The organism is Streptomyces sp. NPDC096132 (genome assembly GCF_044763345.1).
GTDB lineage: Bacteria > Actinomycetota > Actinomycetes > Streptomycetales > Streptomycetaceae > Streptomyces.
The window spans coordinates 462,449-482,293 of the sequence record NZ_JBIWGA010000003.1; the positions used below are offsets into that span (position 1 = coordinate 462,449).

Annotated in this window: 17 protein-coding genes and 4 pseudogenes; 10 read left to right on the top strand and 11 right to left on the bottom strand. The window is 71.9% G+C overall.

Features of this window, described 5'->3' with window-relative positions; genetic code table 11:
* Window positions 1-633 precede the first annotated feature (633 nt).
* A complete protein-coding gene (locus ACIRF9_RS09820; protein WP_403818711.1) occupies window positions 634-1,797 on the bottom strand; it encodes an amidohydrolase in 1,164 nt (387 codons plus the stop codon).
* 783 nt (window positions 1,798-2,580) lie between these two features.
* On the opposite strand from ACIRF9_RS09820, the gene ACIRF9_RS09825 reads away from it, so the two are divergent.
* Window positions 2,581-4,044 (top strand): aminotransferase class I/II-fold pyridoxal phosphate-dependent enzyme, encoded by a 1,464-nt coding sequence (locus tag ACIRF9_RS09825; RefSeq protein ID WP_403818712.1) that lies wholly within the window; start codon window positions 2,581-2,583, stop codon window positions 4,042-4,044.
* 264 nt (window positions 4,045-4,308) lie between these two features.
* Here the strand turns inward: ACIRF9_RS09825 and ACIRF9_RS09830 are convergent, their stop codons facing one another.
* Together ACIRF9_RS09830 and ACIRF9_RS09835 are read right to left on the bottom strand one after the other, a co-directional pair.
* Window positions 4,309-5,520: a PP2C family protein-serine/threonine phosphatase gene (locus ACIRF9_RS09830; RefSeq protein ID WP_403819033.1), complete on the bottom strand. Its 1,212-nt coding sequence runs from the start codon at window positions 5,518-5,520 to the stop codon at window positions 4,309-4,311.
* A gap of 439 nt (window positions 5,521-5,959) precedes the next feature.
* A complete protein-coding gene (locus ACIRF9_RS09835) occupies window positions 5,960-6,328 on the bottom strand; it encodes a DUF6479 family protein (RefSeq protein WP_403818714.1) in 369 nt (122 codons plus the stop codon).
* 323 nt (window positions 6,329-6,651) lie between these two features.
* Between ACIRF9_RS09835 and ACIRF9_RS09840 the strand changes: the two are divergent.
* Window positions 6,652-7,114 (top strand): annotated as a pseudogene (locus ACIRF9_RS09840) (iron-containing redox enzyme family protein); the annotation flags it as partial.
* Window positions 7,115-7,133: 19 nt separating this feature from the next.
* Here ACIRF9_RS09840 and ACIRF9_RS09845 read toward each other — a convergent pair.
* From ACIRF9_RS09845 to ACIRF9_RS09860, 4 genes and pseudogenes are all read right to left on the bottom strand, one after another.
* The gene (locus tag ACIRF9_RS09845; protein ID WP_403818716.1) at window positions 7,134-7,460 is read right to left on the bottom strand and encodes a plasmid stabilization protein; all 327 of its coding nucleotides are present in this window, start codon (window positions 7,458-7,460) and stop codon (window positions 7,134-7,136) included.
* Between the two features lie 294 nt (window positions 7,461-7,754).
* A pseudogene (locus ACIRF9_RS09850) lies at window positions 7,755-8,814 on the bottom strand (proton-conducting transporter membrane subunit); the annotation flags it as partial.
* 120 nt (window positions 8,815-8,934) lie between these two features.
* Window positions 8,935-9,120, bottom strand: coding sequence for a hypothetical protein (locus ACIRF9_RS09855; protein ID WP_403818718.1), 186 nt, complete (start codon window positions 9,118-9,120; stop codon window positions 8,935-8,937).
* 133 nt (window positions 9,121-9,253) lie between these two features.
* On the bottom strand, window positions 9,254-9,895 hold the full coding sequence (locus tag ACIRF9_RS09860) for a diguanylate cyclase (protein WP_403818720.1): 642 nt from the start codon (window positions 9,893-9,895) through the stop codon (window positions 9,254-9,256).
* Between the two features lie 135 nt (window positions 9,896-10,030).
* On the opposite strand from ACIRF9_RS09860, the gene ACIRF9_RS09865 reads away from it, so the two are divergent.
* The 4 genes and pseudogenes from ACIRF9_RS09865 to ACIRF9_RS09880 form a co-directional block, all read left to right on the top strand.
* Window positions 10,031-10,987 carry a TIGR03557 family F420-dependent LLM class oxidoreductase gene (locus ACIRF9_RS09865; protein ID WP_403818722.1) on the top strand — a complete coding sequence of 319 codons (957 nt, stop codon included), beginning with the start codon at window positions 10,031-10,033 and terminating at the stop codon, window positions 10,985-10,987.
* Window position 10,988: 1 nt separating this feature from the next.
* Complete coding sequence (locus tag ACIRF9_RS09870) at window positions 10,989-11,267, top strand: FAD-binding oxidoreductase (protein WP_403818724.1); 279 nt, start codon at window positions 10,989-10,991, stop codon at window positions 11,265-11,267.
* A complete protein-coding gene (locus ACIRF9_RS09875) occupies window positions 11,264-12,805 on the top strand; it encodes a (Fe-S)-binding protein (protein ID WP_403818726.1) in 1,542 nt (513 codons plus the stop codon). The genes ACIRF9_RS09870 and ACIRF9_RS09875 overlap by 4 nt, the downstream gene beginning before the upstream one ends.
* 36 nt (window positions 12,806-12,841) lie before the next feature.
* Window positions 12,842-13,008: pseudogene (locus ACIRF9_RS09880) on the top strand (thiamine pyrophosphate-binding protein); the annotation flags it as partial.
* A 432-nt stretch (window positions 13,009-13,440) separates the two neighbouring features.
* Here the strand turns inward: ACIRF9_RS09880 and ACIRF9_RS09885 are convergent.
* The 3 genes from ACIRF9_RS09885 to ACIRF9_RS09895 are packed head-to-tail and all read right to left on the bottom strand — an operon-like array spanning window position 13,441 to window position 15,403.
* Window positions 13,441-14,406, bottom strand: a complete 966-nt coding sequence (locus ACIRF9_RS09885) for a pirin family protein (protein WP_403818728.1) — start codon at window positions 14,404-14,406, stop codon at window positions 13,441-13,443.
* Between the two features lie 53 nt (window positions 14,407-14,459).
* A complete protein-coding gene (locus ACIRF9_RS09890; RefSeq protein WP_403818729.1) occupies window positions 14,460-14,948 on the bottom strand; it encodes a hypothetical protein in 489 nt (162 codons plus the stop codon).
* Window positions 14,945-15,403 carry an ATP-binding protein gene (locus tag ACIRF9_RS09895; RefSeq protein WP_403818731.1) on the bottom strand — a complete coding sequence of 153 codons (459 nt, stop codon included), beginning with the start codon at window positions 15,401-15,403 and terminating at the stop codon, window positions 14,945-14,947. The genes ACIRF9_RS09890 and ACIRF9_RS09895 overlap by 4 nt, the downstream gene beginning before the upstream one ends.
* Window positions 15,404-15,533: 130 nt before the next feature.
* Here ACIRF9_RS09895 and ACIRF9_RS09900 point away from each other — a divergent pair, with 130 nt between their 5' ends.
* Together ACIRF9_RS09900 and ACIRF9_RS09905 are read left to right on the top strand one after the other, a co-directional pair.
* Window positions 15,534-15,788 (top strand): DUF397 domain-containing protein, encoded by a 255-nt coding sequence (locus ACIRF9_RS09900; RefSeq protein WP_403818733.1) that lies wholly within the window; start codon window positions 15,534-15,536, stop codon window positions 15,786-15,788.
* Window positions 15,789-15,897: 109 nt separating this feature from the next.
* Window positions 15,898-16,812, top strand: coding sequence for a helix-turn-helix domain-containing protein (locus ACIRF9_RS09905; protein ID WP_403818735.1), 915 nt, complete (start codon window positions 15,898-15,900; stop codon window positions 16,810-16,812).
* 21 nt (window positions 16,813-16,833) lie between these two features.
* On the opposite strand, the gene ACIRF9_RS09910 is transcribed toward ACIRF9_RS09905, so the two are convergent.
* Window positions 16,834-17,652, bottom strand: coding sequence for an SAM-dependent methyltransferase (locus ACIRF9_RS09910; RefSeq protein WP_403818737.1), 819 nt, complete (start codon window positions 17,650-17,652; stop codon window positions 16,834-16,836).
* A 177-nt stretch (window positions 17,653-17,829) separates the two neighbouring features.
* On the opposite strand from ACIRF9_RS09910, the pseudogene ACIRF9_RS09915 reads away from it, so the two are divergent.
* Both ACIRF9_RS09915 and ACIRF9_RS09920 read left to right on the top strand, forming a co-directional pair.
* Window positions 17,830-18,501: pseudogene (locus ACIRF9_RS09915) on the top strand (transcriptional regulator); the annotation flags it as partial.
* Window positions 18,502-18,860: 359 nt separating this feature from the next.
* Window positions 18,861-19,838 (top strand): threo-3-hydroxy-L-aspartate ammonia-lyase, encoded by a 978-nt coding sequence (locus tag ACIRF9_RS09920; protein WP_403818739.1) that lies wholly within the window; start codon window positions 18,861-18,863, stop codon window positions 19,836-19,838.
* The last annotated feature ends 7 nt before the right edge of the window (window positions 19,839-19,845 follow it).

The following is a 19,845-nucleotide window of genomic DNA, read 5'->3' on the forward strand; positions in this document are numbered from 1 at the left end:
TCATCTCTGGTCTTTCGGCCCCCCCCGACGACCCCGACCGCCGAGTTTCCCGCGTGGTCGTGTTCGATACATCCGAAAGAGGCAAAGCGCCCCGTTGGAGGGCAGGAACTGAGGCGACCCACGCACTGGGGCCGGACATGAGTCGTCAGCATCAACGTGATGGGCTACGTGTACGCGGCACGGGCACGCTGATCAACATCTCGTCCATCGCGGGGCCGTCGCCCAGCCGTGCAGCCGACATGCCCGCGACCATCGACACCCGCACTTCGAGCAGGCGGCCAAATACACCGGGCGCAAGGTGGTCGCCATGCCGCCCGTCTACAGCCCCGAGCGGGTCGCCCGGGCGGTCGTCGGCCTGGTCCGCCACCCGCGTCGTGAAGTGGTGGTCGGACCCGCGGGCCGTGCGCCGACACGGCGGCTGGGACGGGCGGCGGCGCACCGCGATGCGCAGGACCGCCCTCGCCGCGACCCTGGCGGGAGCGGCCGTGACCGCCCGGTGCCGATAACTCGTGGTCAGGCGGGCGCCTGAACGGCACCCGGTCGGCAGCGGTTCCGCCGACCGGAGTCCCCGGCGCACCCGTCAGGCGGCCGGGTTCAGGAGCGTGAGTCCGGCGGCCGGGACCCGGTCTCGGGTCAGTGTCGGCCCCAGGCTCGGGCGCGCAGGTCCGTGTCCCGCAACACGTCCAGGGCCGTGGACGCCAGCGCCTCGACCACGGCCGTCAGGACGTGACGGGCGCGTTCGCAGGCCGCGGCCGCGGCGAACTCCGGGGTGTGATCGCTGCCGTCGGAGTCCGTGATCGCGACGAAGGGATGGATGGCGGGTACCCGGTCGCTGACGTTGCCGATGTCCGAGGAGCCCAGGTAGACGCCGGGGACGGGCGGTGTGAGGGTGATGCCGGCCCGGGTCAGGTGACCGGCGAAGTGCTCGGACAGCACACGGTTGTCCCGGAAGTGCTCGTAGCGGACGCTCACCGGCTCTACCTCGAAGGACGTGCCGATCGCCTGGGCGATGCCCTCCGCGGAGGTGTGCAGCTGTGCGGCGAGGTCGTCCAGGGCGGCTGTGGTCGCCGCCCGGAGTCCGAAACGCCCCTCGGCGAGGTCGGGGACGACATTGGTCGCCGTGCCGCCGTGCGTGATGATCCCCTGGATATGGGACCCGGCCGGCAGCCGCCGGCCGAGCGCCGACAGGACGTTGAACAGCTCGATCAGTGCCGCGAGGGCATCGATGCCCTCAGTGGGGTTGCCCGTGGGGTGGGCGGCTCGGCCCCGGAACACGACCCGGTACTGCTGCTGCGCGGTCAGCGGCGCCCGCACCCAGTCGTGTACGCCGGGATGGAACATCAGGGCGGCATCGACGTCGTCGAAGACCCCGGCCCCCATCAGAAAGGCCTTGCCGCCACCGCCCTCCTCGGCCGGGGAGCCGACAGCCAGCACCGAGCCCTCGGTGCCGTCCCGCACGGCGTCCACGACCAGCGCGGCCCCGAGGCCGGCGGCTGCGATCAGGTTGTGCCCGCAGGCGTGCCCGAGTCCCGGCAGGGCGTCGTACTCCAGGAGGAGCGCCACCGTGGGCCGTTCCCGGCCCGAGCGGGCCGTGAAAGCGGTCGGGAGGTCCGCCACGTTGCGCCGTACCTCGAAGCCCGCGCCTTCCAGCTTGCCGGTGAGCAGAGCCGCCGCCCGATGCTCGGCGAAGGCGGTCTCGGGGTCCGCGTGCAGCGCGCACGCCACGGCCCACAGCTCTTCCGCGCGCCGGGCGACCTCGTCTCGGACACGCCGGTACGGCGGCTTCGGGCCGGACACTCGGTCCTCCTTCGGTCGGCGGGCGGTTTCCACGCTGGGCCGGGTTCCACCCCGACAGGGTCCGAACCCGGTCACGGAGCATCGCGCGCGAAGCGACTGTCGGCCGAGCTCGTCGAGCGCTCCACCCGCCGGAACACCACGGCACCTCAGACGACCGTAGGTGTCGCGGCAGGACGGCGCGGGGGACGAGGCGCCACGCCGGCCTCCGGCGGGACCGAACTCGAGCATGCTGCCCATCACCGGCGGCAGCAGGCCGCGCAGGAGGCGGTGGCCGGCGTGTCGGCCGGACACCGCCGTCACCCGGACCCGCGCGCCGCCGTGCTGGAGGGTGAGGCCCCTGCCAGGCGCGCAGCCCGGCCGCGTGGGAAAAGGCCGTGTACGTGCGGGTGCGACAGCCATCGACGAGACCGCACCCGCCTTTCGGTCCGTTCGGCCGCCGACCGGTCCCACGGCCGTTGAGCGCATGAGCGAGCGGCTCGCCGCCCGCGTGGTGGTCCGGAGCAACAGGAACGCCGGTGCTCAACCCGCTCCACCACGAGCGGATCTGTTGCGTACGGGGGTCGCCGTCTGTGGCAGGCCGGACTTCGCGACCCTCTTCGCCGGTACGGAGCGCCCTGGCTCGCGGAGCATCGACGCGCTGCGTGTTCCCCTGCCCGCCGTCCACGGCGAACACCTGGCGCCACCCGACCGCGTGAACCGCGTTTCGACGGCCGCGCACGGTGCACACGGGCCGTGAACGCAAGCGCCCGGCGCTTCCGTGCGGGGGACTGCTTGGGAGGAACGATGGACCACTCGCGGGTACCCGTGCTGGAGGCGCTGCAGGAGTTCCGGCGCCGTGGAGACGTCGTCTACGGTCCGCCCGGCCACAAGCAGGGCCGCGGCGTGGACCCGCGGGTGGCGGACATCGTCGGCCTGGATGTGTTCCGCTCGGACGTCCTGGTCCTCAACGGGCTGGACGACCGCCGTCAGTCCGAGGGCGTTCTCAGCCAGGCCCAGGAACTGATGGCGGACGCCGTCGGCGCCGATCAGGCGTTCTTCTCCACCTGCGGCAGCTCCCTGTCGGTCAAGACCGCCATGCTGGCGGTGGCAGGCCCCGGCGAGAAGCTGCTGCTCTCGCGCAATGCGCACAAGTCGGTGATCGCGGCTGTCGTCGTCAACGGGGTCGAGCCGATCTGGGTGCACCCCGAGTTCGACACCGAGCGGCACATCGCCCATCCGCCGGAGCCCGACGACGTACGCCGTCGCCTCCGGGAACACCCGGACGCCAAGGGCATGCTGCTGATCACGCCCACGGACTGGGGCACCTGCGCCGACATCCAGGGCGTGGCCCGCGTATGTCACGAGTTCGACGTCCCCCTCATCGTCGACGAGGCGTGGGGCGCGGTGTTCCCGTTCCACCAGGAGCTGCCGCCCTGGGGCATGGATGCCGAGGCGGACCTGGTGGTCACCAGCGTTCACAAGACGGGCGGTGCCGTCGAGCAGAGCTCCGTCTTCCACCTTCAGTACGACCGGGTCTCGCCCGAAGTCCTCAAACAGCGGGAGGACCTGCTCGGCACCACCAGCGCCTCGACCCTCGTGTACGCGACGCTCGATGGCTGGCGCCGACACATGGTCGAGCACGGGCACGAGCTTCTGGATGCCGCGCTGCACCGCGCGGAACGGATCCGGAAGGCCGCCGGTGAGCTGTCCGGCCTGCGGCCCATGGGTCAGGAGGTCGTCGAGGAGGGACTGGCCGCCTCCTTCGACCCACTGAAGATCGTGCTCGACGTACGGGAGCTCGGCGTCAGCGGCATGCAGGCGGCCGAGTGGCTCCGCACCCATCGGCACGTGGACGTCGGCGGCTCCGACACCTGCCGCCTCAGCGCCTTGATCACACTCGCCGACGACGACGAGACCGAACAGGTCCTGCTGGACGCCCTGCGCGCCCTCGTCGAAGGCGCCGACTCCATCGAACGACAGCCGCCTGTCCACCTCCCCGAGCCCTCCGCCCTGGAGCTGGAGCAGGCCATGCTGCCGCGGGAGGCGTTCTTCGCCGAGGCCGACCATGTGCCCGCCGAGCGCGCCGCGGGACGGATCGCCGCGGAGATGATCAGCCCCTACCCGCCGGGAGTGCCCGTGATCGCCCCCGGAGAAGTGATCACCGACGAGATCGTCGACTACCTGCGCGGCGGCGTCGACCACGGCGTCCTGATCCCGGACGCGGCCGATCCGTCCGTGCGGACGCTGCGCGTGGTGGCGCGGCCCTGAAGCTCGGGGCGATGCCCCATGGGCCCGGCTCGTGCCGAGGCCGCTCGTCCGCCCTGTTCGTGCTGCGCGGCGACGAGGGCGGCCCAGCCGGTGGCACCGCCGGTTCCCGTAAGCCTCGAGCCGCGCGACGGCTGCCGACACCGGCGAGGACGCCGACGTGACCGAGACTCTCGACAGCCTCGACGGCGGTGCCCAGACCCGTACTGCGGGCGTGGGTCGGTCCCCACTGGTCCTTCGTTCCCCCGGCGTCCCCCCGGCGGCGGATCACGGGGTGAGTCTGTGCTGGTGACCGGCGTGCCATTCCGCCAGGAGGACGGTCGCGTCGTCGTCGAGGCGGCCGGCGTGGTGTTCGACGACCGCGTGCATCAGACGACGCAGGGTCTCGTGGAGTGTCTGGTGGCCCGAGTGGTGGCGGACGATGAAGTCGACGAAGCGGTCGCGGCCGAACTCGCGACCGGCGGCGTCGCGAGCCTCGATGATGCCGTCGGTGTAGAGCAGGAGCCGGTCGCCGGGCTGGAGCTGATCGCGGCGCACGACGATGGGCAGTCCCAGCGCAGTGCCCATCGGGGCGGCCGGCGGGCATGTCAGCTCGATGGTCCAGCGGTTGTCGCGGACCACGAGCGGCAGGTGATGTCCGCGGTTGATCCAGGTCAGCAGGCCGGTGGCGAGGTCGAGGTCGGCAAGGAGGCCGGTGACGTAACGGCTGGTGCCGAAGTGGGCGGTGAGCACGTCCTCGACGGCCTGGCTGGTCCGGGTGAGCGAGGCCCCCTGGCGGCGCGCGTTGCGACAGGCCGCGACCGCCACACCGGCGGTCATCCCGGCGGTGGTGTCATGTCCCATGGCGTCGAAGACGGACAGATGGAGCGTGCTGCCACTGACGGCGTAGTCGAAGGCGTCGCCGCCCACCTCGTAGGCCGGCTCGACCATGGCGCCCACCGTCACATCGGAACCGGCGAAGGCGGACGGCGGCATCAGGTTCCACTGCAGCTCCGCGGCCACGTTCATGGACTTCGTACGTACCAGCCGTGCGAAGGAGTCGCTGAAGGACCGCTTGCTCAGCAGCAGCAACGCCACCAGCGAGGCCAGATCGCGAAGATCCTCCCGTACCGTCTCCTGATCCCCCTCCGCCGTGTCCGCCCGCAGGACGCCGATCCGCTCGACGCCGTCGGTCACCGGAGCCCACCAACGCCGCGGCCCGTGCTGGTGAGCGGGTTCGGCCATGAGGGTGACGCGCTGGTACGCGCGGCCTGGCACCGTGCCGTCGAGATTCAGCTGCTCGCCACCGCCACCCGCGTCGTCGCCACGTCCCGTGATCTGCCGCAGCACCGTCTCCTGGAGATCGACGGCGTACACCGCGACATCGTGCAGGCCCACACGCGCGGCGTGCGAGGCGATCAGGGCGGGCAGCTGCTCGAGGGTCGCCAGGTGAGCCTCCTGCATCAGCTCACGCAGCATGGTCCCGCTGCTCGTCACCATCGCCATCGTGCGCTCCAGTGCCGCACCACATGCGGCACCGACCGCGTACCCAGAAGGGCTCAGGCCGAGACCGCGTCCTCCTCGGTTTCCCGGACGACCAGCACCTCATCGGCCCCAGTGAGCGCGAGAATCCGCCTGAGCGGGGGCGCCGGCGCGGCGCTGGCCGGATTCGGTGAGCGTGGCGTTCCACTGTCCTCTCCGTTTGGAGATCGTGAGGAGTCCTCGATTCTGCGGGGTGCGGTCGGAAGACGTCTCCGCCGTGATCGCGATTCCAGATGTGCCTGCGTTCGATGATTGCGACGATGTGAGCCGAGCGACGGCACAGGGCAGCGGGGCTGGCGTTGTGCCGGGAACGACGTGTGCAGGTACAGCTCTGCGGTACGGGCGGGACTGACACCTCGGCCCCGGCCGCTCGTCGCTGCCTGCAGTAGGCTGCGGCTCACGTCGCGCCGCCGCCTCCACCGCCGAAGGTTCCGCTGGAGCCGGACTGCCAGCGTGGGCGGGTCTGGTTCTCGCCCGGCCTGCTGGGGTCGTTGCCGAGCTGGTGGGGAGTGAGACGGTCGTTGTCGCCGGTGGCCCGGGGCACTTCGTTCGGCTCGCGCATGCTCTGCTCCTCGCGCACCGGTCCCGAAGGCGGCGGTGTGGGGTGCTCCCCGCGGCGAGGTGGTCGGGACTCCTTGCGCCGGACGCCTATACCGAGACGTACGGCGCCCACCAGTGCGGCCGTGACGAGCAGACCGCAGACGACGATGACCACCATCCCCGCCGCCGACCCGGCGGCGGCCAGTTGCTCATGGGTCGAGTGCATGGGCGCCGAGTACCCGGTGCCCGGCAGCGAATGCCGTGGCGAAGAGGCCTGGCTGCCGTGGTGTGCGCCTGGCCGCCGGTGGCTTGGCCACGGAGTGGACCAACACCCGTGTGTCGGCCGTGCCGGTGAGTGTCGCCCGTCCGTGGGAGTCAACGCTTTCCCGGGGCGGCGAACAGGACGCCCGCGAGGCGCTCTCCGCGCTCGGCTCGGTAGAGGAGGACCATGAGCGAGCTGTCGCAACGGGTCGACGAGGAAGCCGGGTCTCCCGCCGCTGGGCCGCAGGCTTGCCGGCCGTCCGCGGCGCGCTGGAGGGTCGCTTCCTGGACGCGGATCCCGGGGACAGCGTCTCCTCCTGGGTCATCCCCCGGCTGTACGGGCGCGCCGAGGCGGCCATGGTCGCCGTCCAGTACGACGCGTTCGGCGCCGGCCGCGCCGACGAGATCCACGCGGAACTCTTCGCCGCCCTCTTGGCGGACCTCGCACTGACACGACGTACGGCCGGTACGTCGACGCCGCCCCTGCCGAAGCGCTCGCCACCGTCAATCTGATGTCCCTGCTCGGTCTCGTCCCCGGCCTCGCGTCGCCTGGCCGAGGCGATGGGGCGGAACGGCGCGGACGCGGCGGCCGTACGGTTCTGCACCGAGCATGTCGAGGCGCCGCCGTGCACGAACAGGTCGTACGCCATGACGTCGTCGGCGGGCTCCTGGAGAGCGAGTCTCACTGGCCGCCCGGCTCCTCACCGCCTGGCGCGGGGGAGTCACGGCGCTGCGCGGGCAGGCGCCGTGACTTCCCGGGAATCCTCGACTCACCGCCCGAGGGCGTTCTGCAACTGCTGCTTCGTCATCGACGAGCGGCCCTCGATGTTCCGCTTCTTGGCCTCTTCATACAGCTGATCCCTGGTCGGTCCCTCCGCACCGCTGTGCGAGCGCTGCCCGCCGCGCTGCGACGCCGACTTCGGGTCACGGGTCGAGGTCCTGCTCGCGGTCTTCGACTCGCCCGACCTGGCCCGCTCCTTGTTGACCGTGCGTGCCGCGATCTCCTCGGCCCGCTTCGTCGACTCCCCACGGTCCTGGGCACTCTTCTTGACGTGTTCGTACTGGCGCTCCCGCTTAGGTCTCGATCCAGCCGGCATGGCGCCTCTCCTTTCTCGTACGGCCCGTGTGCCGCTCGACGAGTTCCCCCGAAGACACGGCGAAAGCACGCCGCCACGGCCCAACCAGTAACGCCCGCTGCGCGTTGTCGTACAGGACGCCGATCCTGACGAGCGGGTCCACGAGTGGGCCGCCTCCAGCGGCCGGCAGGCTGGAAAGCGACAGCCCTGTCTCGCCCCGGGACGAACGACCAGTGGTCGGGAAACTCCTGGCACGGCATCCGTCCGGCCCCGGCGGTTCGCCGGCGCCGCACTCGGTTCACGGGGCCGTCGGGCTCAGCCGCCCCCTACGACCGGCAGGGCCAACGCCCCCAACGCGGCGGCCCCCAGCAGCAGCCACGCCACATAGTCCCCGACGCGACCGGACTGCAGGCGCCGCAGGGGCCGGGTCCAGGACGGGGCCACCGCCCAGCGCGGCCGTGTTACCGCGAGCAGCGCGAGGCCCACGGCCAGCAACGTGGACAGCAGTCCGAGCAGGACTCCGGGAAGCGTCCAGTGCACGGGCGGGACAGGGACCGGCCCGCCGCCGCCCCTGCCGGACGCGCTGACGCCGTGCGCGACGTATTCGCCGAAGCCGGGAGCCACGCCGATGGCGAGTGCGCCGGCGAGCAGCACCGACGGTACGGCGGTCATGGTGTCCGGGACCCTGCGCAGTCTGCCCACGGTCTCGGGCTGCTCGTCGGAGCCGGTCGTCTCGTAGCGTTCCGGTGCGGCGGGGCGTGGACCGAGTCCCCAGAACACCCGGGCGGTCGCCCGCAGGACGGCGCCGGCGGTGATCGCCGGTACGACGACGTACAGCACCGTGAGCGGCCCGCCGACGGCCTCCTCCACGACCGACTTGCCCAGCGCCGTACCGAACGGGGGCAGGCCCGCGAGACCCAGCGTGCCCACCGCCCACATCGCCCCCACCCCGCCTGTCCGGCGTGCGGCCGTGCAGGGCGATCTCGTCGATGCTGCCGTAGCGGTCGAGCAGCACGCCGGCGCAGGCGAACAGCGCCGCCTTCACCCCGGCGTGCCCGAGGACGTACAGCGCGACCCCGACCTCGGCCTCCGGTTTCAGCACTCCGATGCCGACGAGGGACAAGCCCAGATGGGCGACGGTGGAGTAGGCCAGCAGCCGCTTGAGGTGGCGCTGGTACCAGCACATGACGGCGCCGGTGGCCGCGGTGAGCGCGGCGAGCGTCACGAGCGCGCGCTCGAGGGCGGCCGCCGGGATTCCGCCCGGTCCGGCGAAGACGGTGGTGTACACCCGCCAGACGCCGTAGGCGCCGAGTTCCACCATGACGCCCGACAGCAGCATGCACACCGGCGTGGGGGCGACGGCGTCCCGGGCAGGCGACCGAGCTGGTGAGGTTCTGCGCGACCACTCTGCGGGAAAGCGGCCCGCTCGCCACGGCCCACAGGGCCGCCGTCAGTCCCGTGCCGAGCAGGAGCGTCGCGGCCAGGATCCAGCCGTTCAACGCCACCTCACCGCCCGCCGCCCGGCCCGCGCGGCCACGGCACCCACGGCCGCGGCACCCGCGCCGACCACCAGCTCCAAGGGGTCGACCGCGCTGATCAGCGCCAGCCACAGCAGGGCGAGTCCCGTCCACCAAGCGGCCAGTTCGGCAACGGCTGCGACGACCGTACGCCACCCCCTCATGGACCAGCCTCCTCTCGCGCCGCCACCGGCATCCAAACACCGCGGGGACGACCGGGCGCCGCGGCGCGCAGCACTCCGGCCGGCCAACGGCTTGCGGGGCGGGCAGCAGCCGTACCCGCCCCGGCCGTGTCACCTACGCCGCGGACCGGGTCCGCAGACAGCGCCACAGTTCCTCGGCATACGGCACGACGACCCCCGCCACGACGACCCCTGCGAGGCCCGTCAGATAGGTGGCCGGCAGCGGGCGTTCCTTGGGCAGGAGCCGCCAGTCACCCGGGTCCCGTCCGCCCCGCAGGGTCGCGCGGACCTGGTCGGGGTACAGGCACGCGGTGAAGGCCAGCGCGGTGAGCGGTACCACCTCGAGGAAGCTGTGGATGTGCTGCTCGATGGGCCGGACCTCGCGCTCGCCGACGGCCAGTGACACGTCGTACACGGCTGTCGCCCCGTGTGCCGCGGCGGCCGCACCCATGGTGGTGAGCACCAGCGGATTGACGCGGGCCAGCAGCCCCATGACCACCGGTACGCCGGCCTCGGTCATCATCAGCGCGTGGACCGCGGACTCCCTGGTCCCGCTGGTGCGCTCGATGTGCGTCCTGCGGTGCATCCACCAGTCCGCCAGGCCGGGCGCCACCCACAGCGGGAGCAGGCCGAGCAGCAGGAAGCGGCGGTCGGCGTCCTCGACGTCCGTCGAGGACGGCGGGATCCGCAGGTCGTCGGCCCGGCGCCAGTCCCGCCATGCCCGCGACGCCCTGCGGGGCAGAACGCGCAACGCCATAAGAACCTCCCTGAATGGCTTCCGGCTTCCGGTACCCCTCCGCGCCCCCACCACACCACGCACCGGCGGGTTCGGCCCGTGGGCGTTCCGGGTACTCGGAGCGCCGGCCGCGTTCGTCCAGGAAGGCACCCGCCCATGGCTGACTTCGGATATTTCCTCTCGTGCGAGGAGCACACCCCGGCACAGCTCGTCGAGCAGGCCCGCATGGCCGAGCAGGCCGGCTTCAAGACCCTGTGGATTTCCGACCACTACCACCCGTGGAACGACCGGCAGGGCCAGAGCCCGTTCGTGTGGTCGGTGATCGGCGCCCTGTCCCAGGCCGTGTCGCTGCCGGTCGAGACAGCGGTGACCTGCCCCCTGGTGCGTACGCACCCCGCTGTGATCGCGCAGGCCGCCGCCACGAGCGCGGCCTTGCTGGGCGGCCGCTTCCGGCTCGGGGTCGGTACCGGTGAAGCGCTGAACGAGCACATCCTGGGCAGCGGATGGCCCGAGGCCCCTGTGCGTCTGGAGATGCTGGAGGAGGCTCTCCAGATCATCCGGAAGCTGCTCACCGGCGAGCAGACCAGCCATCGCGGCAAGCACTACACCGTCGAGAACGCCCGCCTGTACACCGTGCCCGACGGGCCGGTCCCCATCGACGTCTCCGCCTTCGGCCCGCAGGCCGCCGAGGTGGCGGCCCGTATCGGCGACGGCCTGATCACGATGATGCCCGACCCCGCCCTGGTCGAACGCTTCCGCCGCAGCGGCGGCGGCGCCGATCCGGTGCAGGGCGGGCTGAAGGTGTGCTGGGGCTCGGACCGGCAGGAGGCGGTCCGCACCGCCCACCGTCTGTGGGCGAACGAGCAGCTGCCGGGGGAACTCCCACAGATCCTGCCGACCCCGCGCCACTTCGAGCAGGCGTCCGAGCTGGTCACCGAGGACCAGGTGGCGGCCGCCGTACCATGCGGTGACGATCCGGACGCGCACCTCGAGGCGCTGTCCGCGTACCTCGGCGCGGGGTTCGACACCGTGTACGTCAACCAGATCGGCCAGAACCAGCAGGGCTTCTTCGACTTCTACCGCACGAAGGTGCTGCCGCAGCTGGGCGGCTGAGGTGACGCGTACCCCTTTCGACGCCTCCGGGGCGCTGGACGTGGCGGGACTGGAGGCGGCGCTGAGCGCGGAGCTGGACGCCGAGGTCAGATTCGACGCGGGCACCAGGGGCGCCTACGCCACCGACGGATCCAACTACCGGCAGGTGCCGATCGGGGTCGTGGTGCCGCGTACGGTGGAGGCCGGGGCACAGGCGGCGAACGTGTGCGCGCGTTTCGGTGCCCCGGTGCTGTCGCGGGGCGGTGGCACGAGCCTCGCGGGCCAGTCGACGGCGAGTTGAAGGCTCTGTTCGACCCGGGCGACCGGATGAACCCGGGCAAGGTCGTCCACCCCAACAGGGTCGACGGGCAGCTGCGCCTCGGCCCCTCCTGGCGTCCGAAGACCCCGGAGACGCACTTCGGCTATCCGCAGGACGACCACTCCTTCAACCGGGCGGTGATGCGCTGCGTGGGCATCGGCAACTGCCGCAGCCACTCCGGCGGCGTCATGTGCCCCTCCTACCGGGCCACCCTGGAGGAGGAGCACTCCACCCGTGGCCGGGCCCGGCTGCTGTTCGAGATGCTCGACGGCCACGCCGACTCGGCCGTCAGCGACGGCTGGCGCTCCGCCGAGGTGCGCAACGCGCTCGATCTGTGCCTGGCCTGCAAGGGCTGTAAGTCGGACTGCCCGACCGGGGTCGACATGGCCACCCTGAAGGCGGAGTTCCTCGCTCACCACTACGAGGGCCGGATGCGCCCCGCCGCCCACTATTCGATGGGCTGGCTGCCGGTGTGGGCGCGTCTGTCCCGTGTTGCCCCCGCACTGGTCAACAGCGCCCTGCACGCGCCCGGTCTGGGCCGGGTGGGCAAACGGCTGGCAGGGGTGGACGAGGCCCGACAACCACCGGTGTTCGCCCGGCAGTCCTTCCTCCAGTGGTGGCGGCGGCGGGGCCCCGAGGCACCCGATGCGGCCGATCCGCGAACGGTCGTGCTGTGGCCCGACACCTTCAGCACCTACTTCCACCCCTCCATCGCCCTCTCAGCCGTACGCGTCCTCGAGGACGCCGGCTTCCGGGTCGCCGTACCGGACCAGCCGGTGTGCTGCGGGCTGACCTGGATCTCCACCGGCCAGCTGCCGCGTGCGCAGAAGGTGCTGCGGCACACGCTCGGTGTGCTGCGGCCGTATCTGGAGGCGGGCACCCCGGTCATCGGCCTCGAACCCTCCTGTACGGCTGTCTTCCGCTCCGACGCCCCCGAACTGATGCCCGACGACCAGGACGTACGGCGGCTGGCCGGACAGGTCCGCACCTTCGCCGAGCAGCTCGTGCACCACACGCCCGAGAACTGGCGGCCGCCCCGGCTGGATCGGCGGGCGACCGTGCAGACGCACTGTCATCAACACGCGATCATGAAGTTCGATGCCGACCGCGAACTGATGTGCCGCGCGGGTCTCGACGCCGACGTCCTCGACGAGGGTTGCTGCGGTCTGGCCGGCAACTTCGGCTTCGAACGCGGCCACCACGAGGTCTCCGTGGCCGTCGCGGAACTGGGCGTGCTGCCCGCCGTACGCCGGGCACCGGAGGACGGTCTGGTGCTCGCCGACGGTTTCATCTGTCGTACCCAGATCGAACAGGGCGACACCGGCCGACGGGCCCTGCATCTGGCCGAGGCCCTGGCCCTCGGGCTGGAAGGCACTCTTGCGGGCGAGCACCCCGAGAGCCTCGCCGTACGCCCAGACCCGCCCTCCCGCTCGTCGCGGTGGGCTGTCACCGCGGGCGCGACCGCCCTCACGGCGGTAGCCGGCCGAGCCGGCGTGCGTTCGCTGCGCCGACGCCCCTAGTCCTCTCCGTACGCACCACAAGAAAGGTCTTCGACCATGTCGCAGAAGGTCTCCGACCACATCCTCGAACGTCTGCGCGAGTGGGGGTGGAGCATGTCTTCGCCTACCCCGGCGACGGCATCAACGGACTGCTCGCGGCCTGGGGCCGAGCCGACGACGACCCGCGGTTCATCCAGTCCCGCCACGAGGAGATGTCGGCCTGGCCTTCGGCCCCATCGACGTCTGGATCAACGAACGGCTCGGACGTCTCCACCACCCTCCACGAGCTGTGGCGGAAGCGTGGAGACAGGATCGGAGGCAGCCGAGGCCCTGAGCGAGCTGCCGACTGGCCTCGGCGTCGACCTCCCGCAATGGGGTGCGCCGGGCGCCGCCGGTTCTGAGGTGGTCACGGGCGCCTCCAAGGGGCGGCCAGCGGGTCGAACAGGCCCGGCGGGATGACCTCGGCCGACGAGGTGTCTGTGTCCTCATCCACCGGTTCGCTGTCGGTCGGTGGATCGGGGGTCCCCGACCCGGGGCGGTCGCCCGGGTGCGGGCGGCGATCTCGCGATCCCGAGCACGATCTCGGCAAGCCCGCAGCACAGCTGAAGCAGCCCACAGATGCCCACGAATGGGGAGCAAGTCCGGCTTTCCCCAGGTCAGCGCGTCCTGCCCCGCGGTTTGAGGGGTGTCGCCGGCAGCTCCGGCGCGGGCAGCGGAGCCCCGTCGTAGCCCCGCACCTCACCGAAACGTGCCCCCTTCATCCAGTCCTCGCGGGCCTGTACGATCTCGGCCTGGGTGCGGCCGACGAAGTTCCACCACATGATCAGCTCCTCCTCGAACGGCTCGCCGCCGAGGAGCATGAGGCCCGCGTCGGACTCGGCGCGCAGCGGCAGTTCGGTGCGGCCGCAGCCGAGGTAGAGCATCGAGCCCGGGAGGACGGGCACCCCGTCGACGTGTACCTCGCCGGACATCGACAGCACGCCGTACTCGAAGTCGGGCACCAGCGGGAGCCGTACGTCCGCCCCGCGGGCGAGCGCGAGATCGGCGCCCACGATGGGGGTGTACGCGGTTCCGGGGGAGCGGGAGCCGTCGAGCTCGCCCAGGATCAGGGTCGCCGTGAGGCCGGGAGCGGTGACCTGGGGCAGTTCGGCGTGGTGTTCGAAACGGGGCTCGGTGTGGCGGTGGGCGTCCGGCAGCGCGACCCAGAGCTGGGCGCCGTGCAGGAACCGGGCATGGGACTTCGGGCTCTCCTCGGAGTGGCTGATCGCTCGCCCCGAGGTCATCAGGCCGAGTTCCCGGGGCCGGACGGTCTGCAGGCTGCCCGTGGAGTCGCGGTGCAGCACCTCGCCCTCGTGCAGCCAGCTGACGGTCTGCAGACCCATGTGCGGGTGCGGTGGGACCTGCATTCCGGGTTCGTCGGCGATGTCGTCGGGGCCGTAGTGGTCGACGAAGGCCCAGGCCCCGATCATGCGCCGGCCGAGGTTCGGCAGCAGCCGGCGCACCTCGGTCGACTCGCCGAGCTTCACCTTCCGGGGGCTCAGCAGCTCGCGGACGGGCTCGGCGACGACGAATCCACGCCCGCCGCACACACTCGGCACGGGCGCGCGGTCAAGGTTGCTCATGCGGTCAACCTAGCGCCCGGGTGTCCCGGGCGTGCCGACCTGTTGCCCGGTCTTCAGTCGTTCAGCGTCGCCGCGAGCTCCCGGCCGGCCTCGACGATCTCGCTGTCCCGGTCCCGGAGGACGTCCGTCAGGAGGCCGCGCTGGGCGCGGACCGCGTGGCGGGCCTCGCGTTCCCAGGTCACGTGGTTGCCCGGGTGGCGCAGCAGCTTGGGGTACTCGGCGGCCGTGGTCTCCCACTGGCGGGCGTCGGCGATGCTCTTGAGCAGGCGCAGTATCTCCGCGCGGCAGGTGACCTGGGGGAGCCGTGCCAGTTCCCAGAGGAAGGGGACCGTCGCGGCGGTCGCCTGGTCCACCACGAAGCCGTACCGGCAGATGCGGCGGCGCAGTTGGCCGAGCGCGGTCTCCGAGGTGTCGGCGTCGCCGCGGGCGACCGTGGTGAGCAGGGCGGGGATGCCCGCGGCGGATCCGGTGGTGTCCTGGATCTCGGGCCACGGCACATGTCCCAGGTCCTTGAGGGGTGGGGTTCTCTTGGTGGCAGTCATGGCGATGGGGTGCGGGTCGGCAGCATGGCCCAGACGGTCTTGCCCACGGGGGAGCGGCGGGTCCAGCCCCAGTGCTCCGCGAGGGCTTCGACGATGTGCAGCCCCCGGCCGTGCTCCCGCAGGTCGTCGCAGGCGTGCGGGTAGAGGGGCGGGCTGTCGCTGGGGTCGGTGACGGCGCACATCAGATGCGAGCGGCGCAGCGAGAGTCTGAGCCGTACGTCGAAGTGGTCCGTCGAGAGGTGCGGGAGGCCGTGCAGCACGGCGTTGGAGGCGAGTTCGGCGACGACGGTGACCGCGTCGTCCGCGCAGTGGTCCAAGGACCAGCCGTCGAGGACGCGGTGGGTGAAGTCCCGTGCCTCGGCGAATCCCTCCCGACCGCCCTTGAGGTGCAGCGTTGCGGTTCTGGACGAGTCGCGCACGGACTCGTGGCTCCGGAACTGCGCAGGTGATGACACGGGGCATCTCCCTGAGGCGAGGTCAGGACGGGCCGCCGGAAGTGCGGTTGACGGCATGGTTATTATCCACGCTGACGATGTCCTCGTGCAATTTCACGGGAAATTGCGCGTACGAGCGAGGAGAGTTGCCGTGTCGTCAGTTCCCGAGTCGGTTCCTGAGCCGGTTGCCAACGGAGTGCGGGCGAGCGCGCTCGACGTCCGCTGGATCAAGAGCAGTCACAGCAACGCGGAGGGCAACTGCGTCGAGGTCGCGGCGCTGGCCGGGGGAGGTGTGGCGATGCGCAACTCCCGGGACCCCGAGGGGCCGGCCCTGATCTACACGCCGGCCGAGGTGGCGGCGTTCCTGGCAGGGGCCAGGGACGGGGAGTTCGACCACCTGCTGTGAGGGTGCCGTCCGGCGCGACGCGCGGTTCAATTCCCGCGCTCCATACGGTCGTAGGCCGTCGGATGCGATAATGGGCTCTGTCGTCTGCCGGTCCAGGGGGAGTCACAGGATGTCTGCCGAGTCGCCTCGAGTCTCCCGTCTCGAACCGTATCTGAACCGGGTCGAGCCCGCCCCGACCTTGCTCAAAATGCTGGTCGGGGTTCAGCTCGCGGGTATGCGGGAGGACGCCGGCCTCGCCCAGGACCAGGCCGCGCGCGCCGTGAAGTTCAGTGCGGCGAAGCTGTCGCGCATCGAGGCGGGCAAGGGACGCCGTCCTCCGACGGAGGGCGACGTCCGCGCGCTGCTGACGCTGTACGGCGCGGACGACCACGAGTCCTCCGTGCTGCTGCGGTTGCTGCGGCAGGCGGGGGAGCCGGGCTGGTGGCAGCGGTACGACAAACGGCTGATGCCGGAGTGGTTCGACCGGCTGGTCGGACTTCAGGAGTCGGCGACCGCGATCCGTACGTTCGAGATCCAGTACGTGCCGGGCCTGCTGCAGACCCCCGCGTACACGCGGGCCGTCGTGGAGCGCGGGCTGCCCTCGGCCTCGGCCCGGGAGGTGGAGCGCCGGGTGGAGCTGCGGACCCGGCGCAGCGAACTGCTGCGCCGCGCCGACGCCCCGCGGGTGTGGGCGATCCTCGACGAGTCGGTGCTGCTGCGCGTCCTGGGCGGCCGAGAGGTGATGCGGGAACAGCTCGCGCATCTCGTGGAGCTGTCCCGGCTGCCCCATGTCACCGTCCAGGTCGTCCCGCTGGACGTCACGCACGCCTCCGCGCCGGCCATACCGGTCACCTATCTGCGCTTCGGTGGCGCCGATCTGCCCGATGTCGTCTATCTGGAGCAGATCAGGAGCGCCACCTTCCTGGAGGACCGCGACGAGACGGAGGAGTACCGGGTCGCCCTGGACCGGCTGGCCGACCAGGCGCTCCAGCCCCGTGAGTCCCTGAGGATGCTCGAGGACACCGTCCGGCAGCGCTACGCCTGACGGCCGGGGGCTGCCGGACGGTCAGCCCAGGCGGCCCACGCCGCCGAACTCGATCCACTCCTGGGTGAGCTGACGGGGCGCGACCTCGGTGTCGGGCCGCCAGGTGGAGACCTCCACCAGGCCCGGTTCGAGGATCTCCAGCCCCTCGAACCACTCGGTGACGTCCCTCTCCTCCCGCACCCGGCCCCAGTGCCCCTGGGTGGCCTGGTCCATGAAGTCGGTGACGAACTTCCGCACCTTCGGGTCCTCGCTCACCAGCTGACACATCACCAGATAGCTGCCCGGGGCCAGGCGTTCGGCCACGCGGCGGACCACGGCGGACGGGCCGTCGGTCTCGCTGTCGGGGATGCAGTGGAAGACCGAGTTGAACAGCACCGCCACCGGCTGCGAGAAGTCGATCAGCCGCTCGGTGTCGGGGTGGGTGAAGATGGCCTCGGTCTCACGCATGTCGGCGTGGATGACGGTGGTGCGCTCGTCCTGCTCCAGCAGGGCGCGGCCGTGGACGAGGACCATCGGGTCGTTGTCGACGTAGACGACGTGGGCGCTCGGGTCGATGCGCTGGGCCACCTGGTGGACGTTGTCCTGGGTGGGCAGACCTGAGCCGTGGTCCAGGAACTGCCGGATGCCGTACTCCTGGGTCAGGGTCTTCACGACCCGCTGCAGGAAACGCCGGTTGTTGAGCGCGAGGGCGCGGGTGCTCGGGACGACCTGGTCGAGCTGCTCGCAGGCCGCGCGGTCGGCCGCGTAGTTGTCCTTGCCGCCCAGATAGTGGTCGTACATGCGCGCGGCCGTCGGAACCGTCGCATCGATCTTCGTGGACAGAGGCTTCCCGGACTGCATGTCTTCCCCCAGCTCCCCAGCTCCCAGCCGTGGCCGCGTCGTCGCGGTCGGTAACACATCCTAGGGAAACGGCAATTGGCCACACCACCCCTTGATCGGCGGTTCCCCTGAACGGGGTGGCGCACTACGTTGGCTTGGACTGTTGGTCCAGCTTCTGGACGTGTGGTCTAATCGAGTATGGATTCCAGGGAAGCGGAGCGGGACGCGATCCTGCGGGCGCTCGCCCCCGTCGTGGACGGGATCGCCGCGACGTTCGGGCCGGTGTGCGAGGTTGTCCTGCACGACTACCGGCGGCCGGAGAAGTCCGTCGTCGCCGTCGCCGGGGCGGTGACCGGACGGACGGTCGGCGGGGCGATGAGCGAGATCGGCCTGCGGGTCCTCGCCCGCGGCGACGACGCCCGCGACGAGCTGAACTACGTCACCCGCACCGGCACCGGCAAGCTGGTCAAATCGTCCACGATGGTGCTGCGCGACTCCGCCGGCGCCGTGTTCGGCGCGCTCTGTGTCAACGTGGACGTCACCGAGGTCGACCGGGTGCAGGGCCTGCTGGCCGCGCTCGCGGGGGCCGCGGGGGCGTCGGCGCAGACATCGGTGACCACGTTCGGCGACGACATCGACTCCGTCGTGGACGCCCTGCTCGACGAGCATCTGCGGCGCCAGGACCAGACCTGGGCCGGTCTCGACCGGACGCGGCGCGTCGCGCTCTTCCGCGGCTTGGACGAACGCGGCGTGTTCGCCGTGCGCCGCGCCGTCGAACAGATCGCCGGCCGCCTCGGCATCTCCCGCGCCTCCGCCTACAACTACCTGTCGCAGGCCAGGGCGACGGCCGGAGCGCCGACCGCCGAGGGTACGGGCGGTGCCGCGGCGGGAGCGCCGACTGCCGACGGTACGCCCGGCGCGGCGGCGGGCCGGGAGGCCGGGGTTCCGGCTGTCACGGTCAGGCCGGGTGCGGCGGCGGGCCGGGAGGCCGGGGTTCCGGCTGTCACGGTCAGGCCGGGTGCGGCGGCGGGCCGGGAGGCCGGGGTTCCGGCTGTCACGGTCAGGCCGGGCGCGGTGGCGGGCCGGGAGGCCGGGGTTCCGGCTGTCACGGTCAGGCCGGGTGCGGCGGCCGGCCCGGAGGCCGGCGTCCCGGCTGCCACGGTCACGCCCGGTGCGGCAGCGAGCCCGGCGGCCACCCCGACCGACGACACCCCCGAGGGAGCACACCCGTGACCACCACACCCCCGCCGATCACCCTGGACGACGTCCGGGACGCGGCCGCCCGGCTCAAGGGCGTCGCCCACCGCACCCCCGTGCTGCGCTCCCGCACCCTGGACGAGGCCGTCGGCGCCGAGGTGCTCCTCAAGTGCGAGAACTTCCAGCGGGTGGGCGCCTTCAAGTTCCGCGGCGCCTACAACGCGGCCTCCCGCCTGACTCCCGGACAACTGGCCCGGGGCATCGCCGCCTACTCCTCCGGCAACCACGCCCAGGCGGTCGCCCTGGCCGCGCGGGAACTGGGCACCACCGCGGTGATCGTCATGCCCGAGGACGCGCCGCGCTCCAAGCGGGCGGCGACGGAGGGCTACGGCGCCGAGATCGTGACGTACGACCGCTACAGCGAGGACCGGGTGGCCCTCGCGCAGGCCTTGGCCGCCGAACGGGGCCTGACGCTGATCCCGCCCTACGAGCATCCGCACGTCATGGCCGGGCAGGGCACAGCCGCCCTCGAACTCCTGGAGGAGGCGGGGGAGTTGGACGCGCTCCTCGCCCCGGTCGGCGGTGGCGGGCTGATCGCCGGCAGCGCCACGGCGGCCAAGGGGCTGCGACCGGGCATCCGGATCGTCGGCGTCGAGCCCGAGGCCGGGGACGACACCAAGCGCTCGCTGGAGGCGGGCCGACGGGTGGAGATCCCGGTGCCGCGCACCATCGCCGACGGCCAGGCCCTGCACACGCCCGGTGAGCTGACCTTCTCGGTGAACCGGCGGCTCGTCGACGAGATCGCCCTGGTCTCCGACGACGAGATCCGCGCCGCCATGCGGTTCGCCTTCGAGCGCCTGAAGATCGTCGTGGAGCCGAGCGGGGCCACTCCGCTGGCCGCCCTGCTCGCCGGACGCGTCACCGCCCTGCCCCGGCGCGTCGGAGTGATCGTCTCCGGCGGCAACATCGACACGGGCCGCTTCGCCGAGCTGTGCGGCGACGGTGCCTGACGAGGGC

What these genes read in the sequence shown, in the direction of transcription:
- ACIRF9_RS09845 (WP_403818716.1), bottom strand. Translation starts at nt 7,460, where the DNA reads ATGCCGGCTGGATCGAGACCTAAGCGGGAGCGCCAGTACGAACACGTC.
- ACIRF9_RS09890 (WP_403818729.1), bottom strand. Translation starts at nt 14,948, where the DNA reads ATGACTGCCACCAAGAGAACCCCACCCCTCAAGGACCTGGGACATGTG.
- ACIRF9_RS09905 (WP_403818735.1), top strand. Translation starts at nt 15,898, where the DNA reads ATGTCTGCCGAGTCGCCTCGAGTCTCCCGTCTCGAACCGTATCTGAAC.
- ACIRF9_RS09830 (WP_403819033.1), bottom strand. Translation starts at nt 5,520, where the DNA reads ATGGTGACGAGCAGCGGGACCATGCTGCGTGAGCTGATGCAGGAGGCT.
- ACIRF9_RS09860 (WP_403818720.1), bottom strand. Translation starts at nt 9,895, where the DNA reads ATGGCGTTGCGCGTTCTGCCCCGCAGGGCGTCGCGGGCATGGCGGGAC.
- ACIRF9_RS09910 (WP_403818737.1), bottom strand. Translation starts at nt 17,652, where the DNA reads ATGCAGTCCGGGAAGCCTCTGTCCACGAAGATCGATGCGACGGTTCCG.
- ACIRF9_RS09865 (WP_403818722.1), top strand. Translation starts at nt 10,031, where the DNA reads ATGGCTGACTTCGGATATTTCCTCTCGTGCGAGGAGCACACCCCGGCA.
- ACIRF9_RS09855 (WP_403818718.1), bottom strand. Translation starts at nt 9,120, where the DNA reads ATGAGGGGGTGGCGTACGGTCGTCGCAGCCGTTGCCGAACTGGCCGCT.
- ACIRF9_RS09835 (WP_403818714.1), bottom strand. Translation starts at nt 6,328, where the DNA reads ATGCACTCGACCCATGAGCAACTGGCCGCCGCCGGGTCGGCGGCGGGG.
- ACIRF9_RS09885 (WP_403818728.1), bottom strand. Translation starts at nt 14,406, where the DNA reads ATGAGCAACCTTGACCGCGCGCCCGTGCCGAGTGTGTGCGGCGGGCGT.
- ACIRF9_RS09825 (WP_403818712.1), top strand. Translation starts at nt 2,581, where the DNA reads ATGGACCACTCGCGGGTACCCGTGCTGGAGGCGCTGCAGGAGTTCCGG.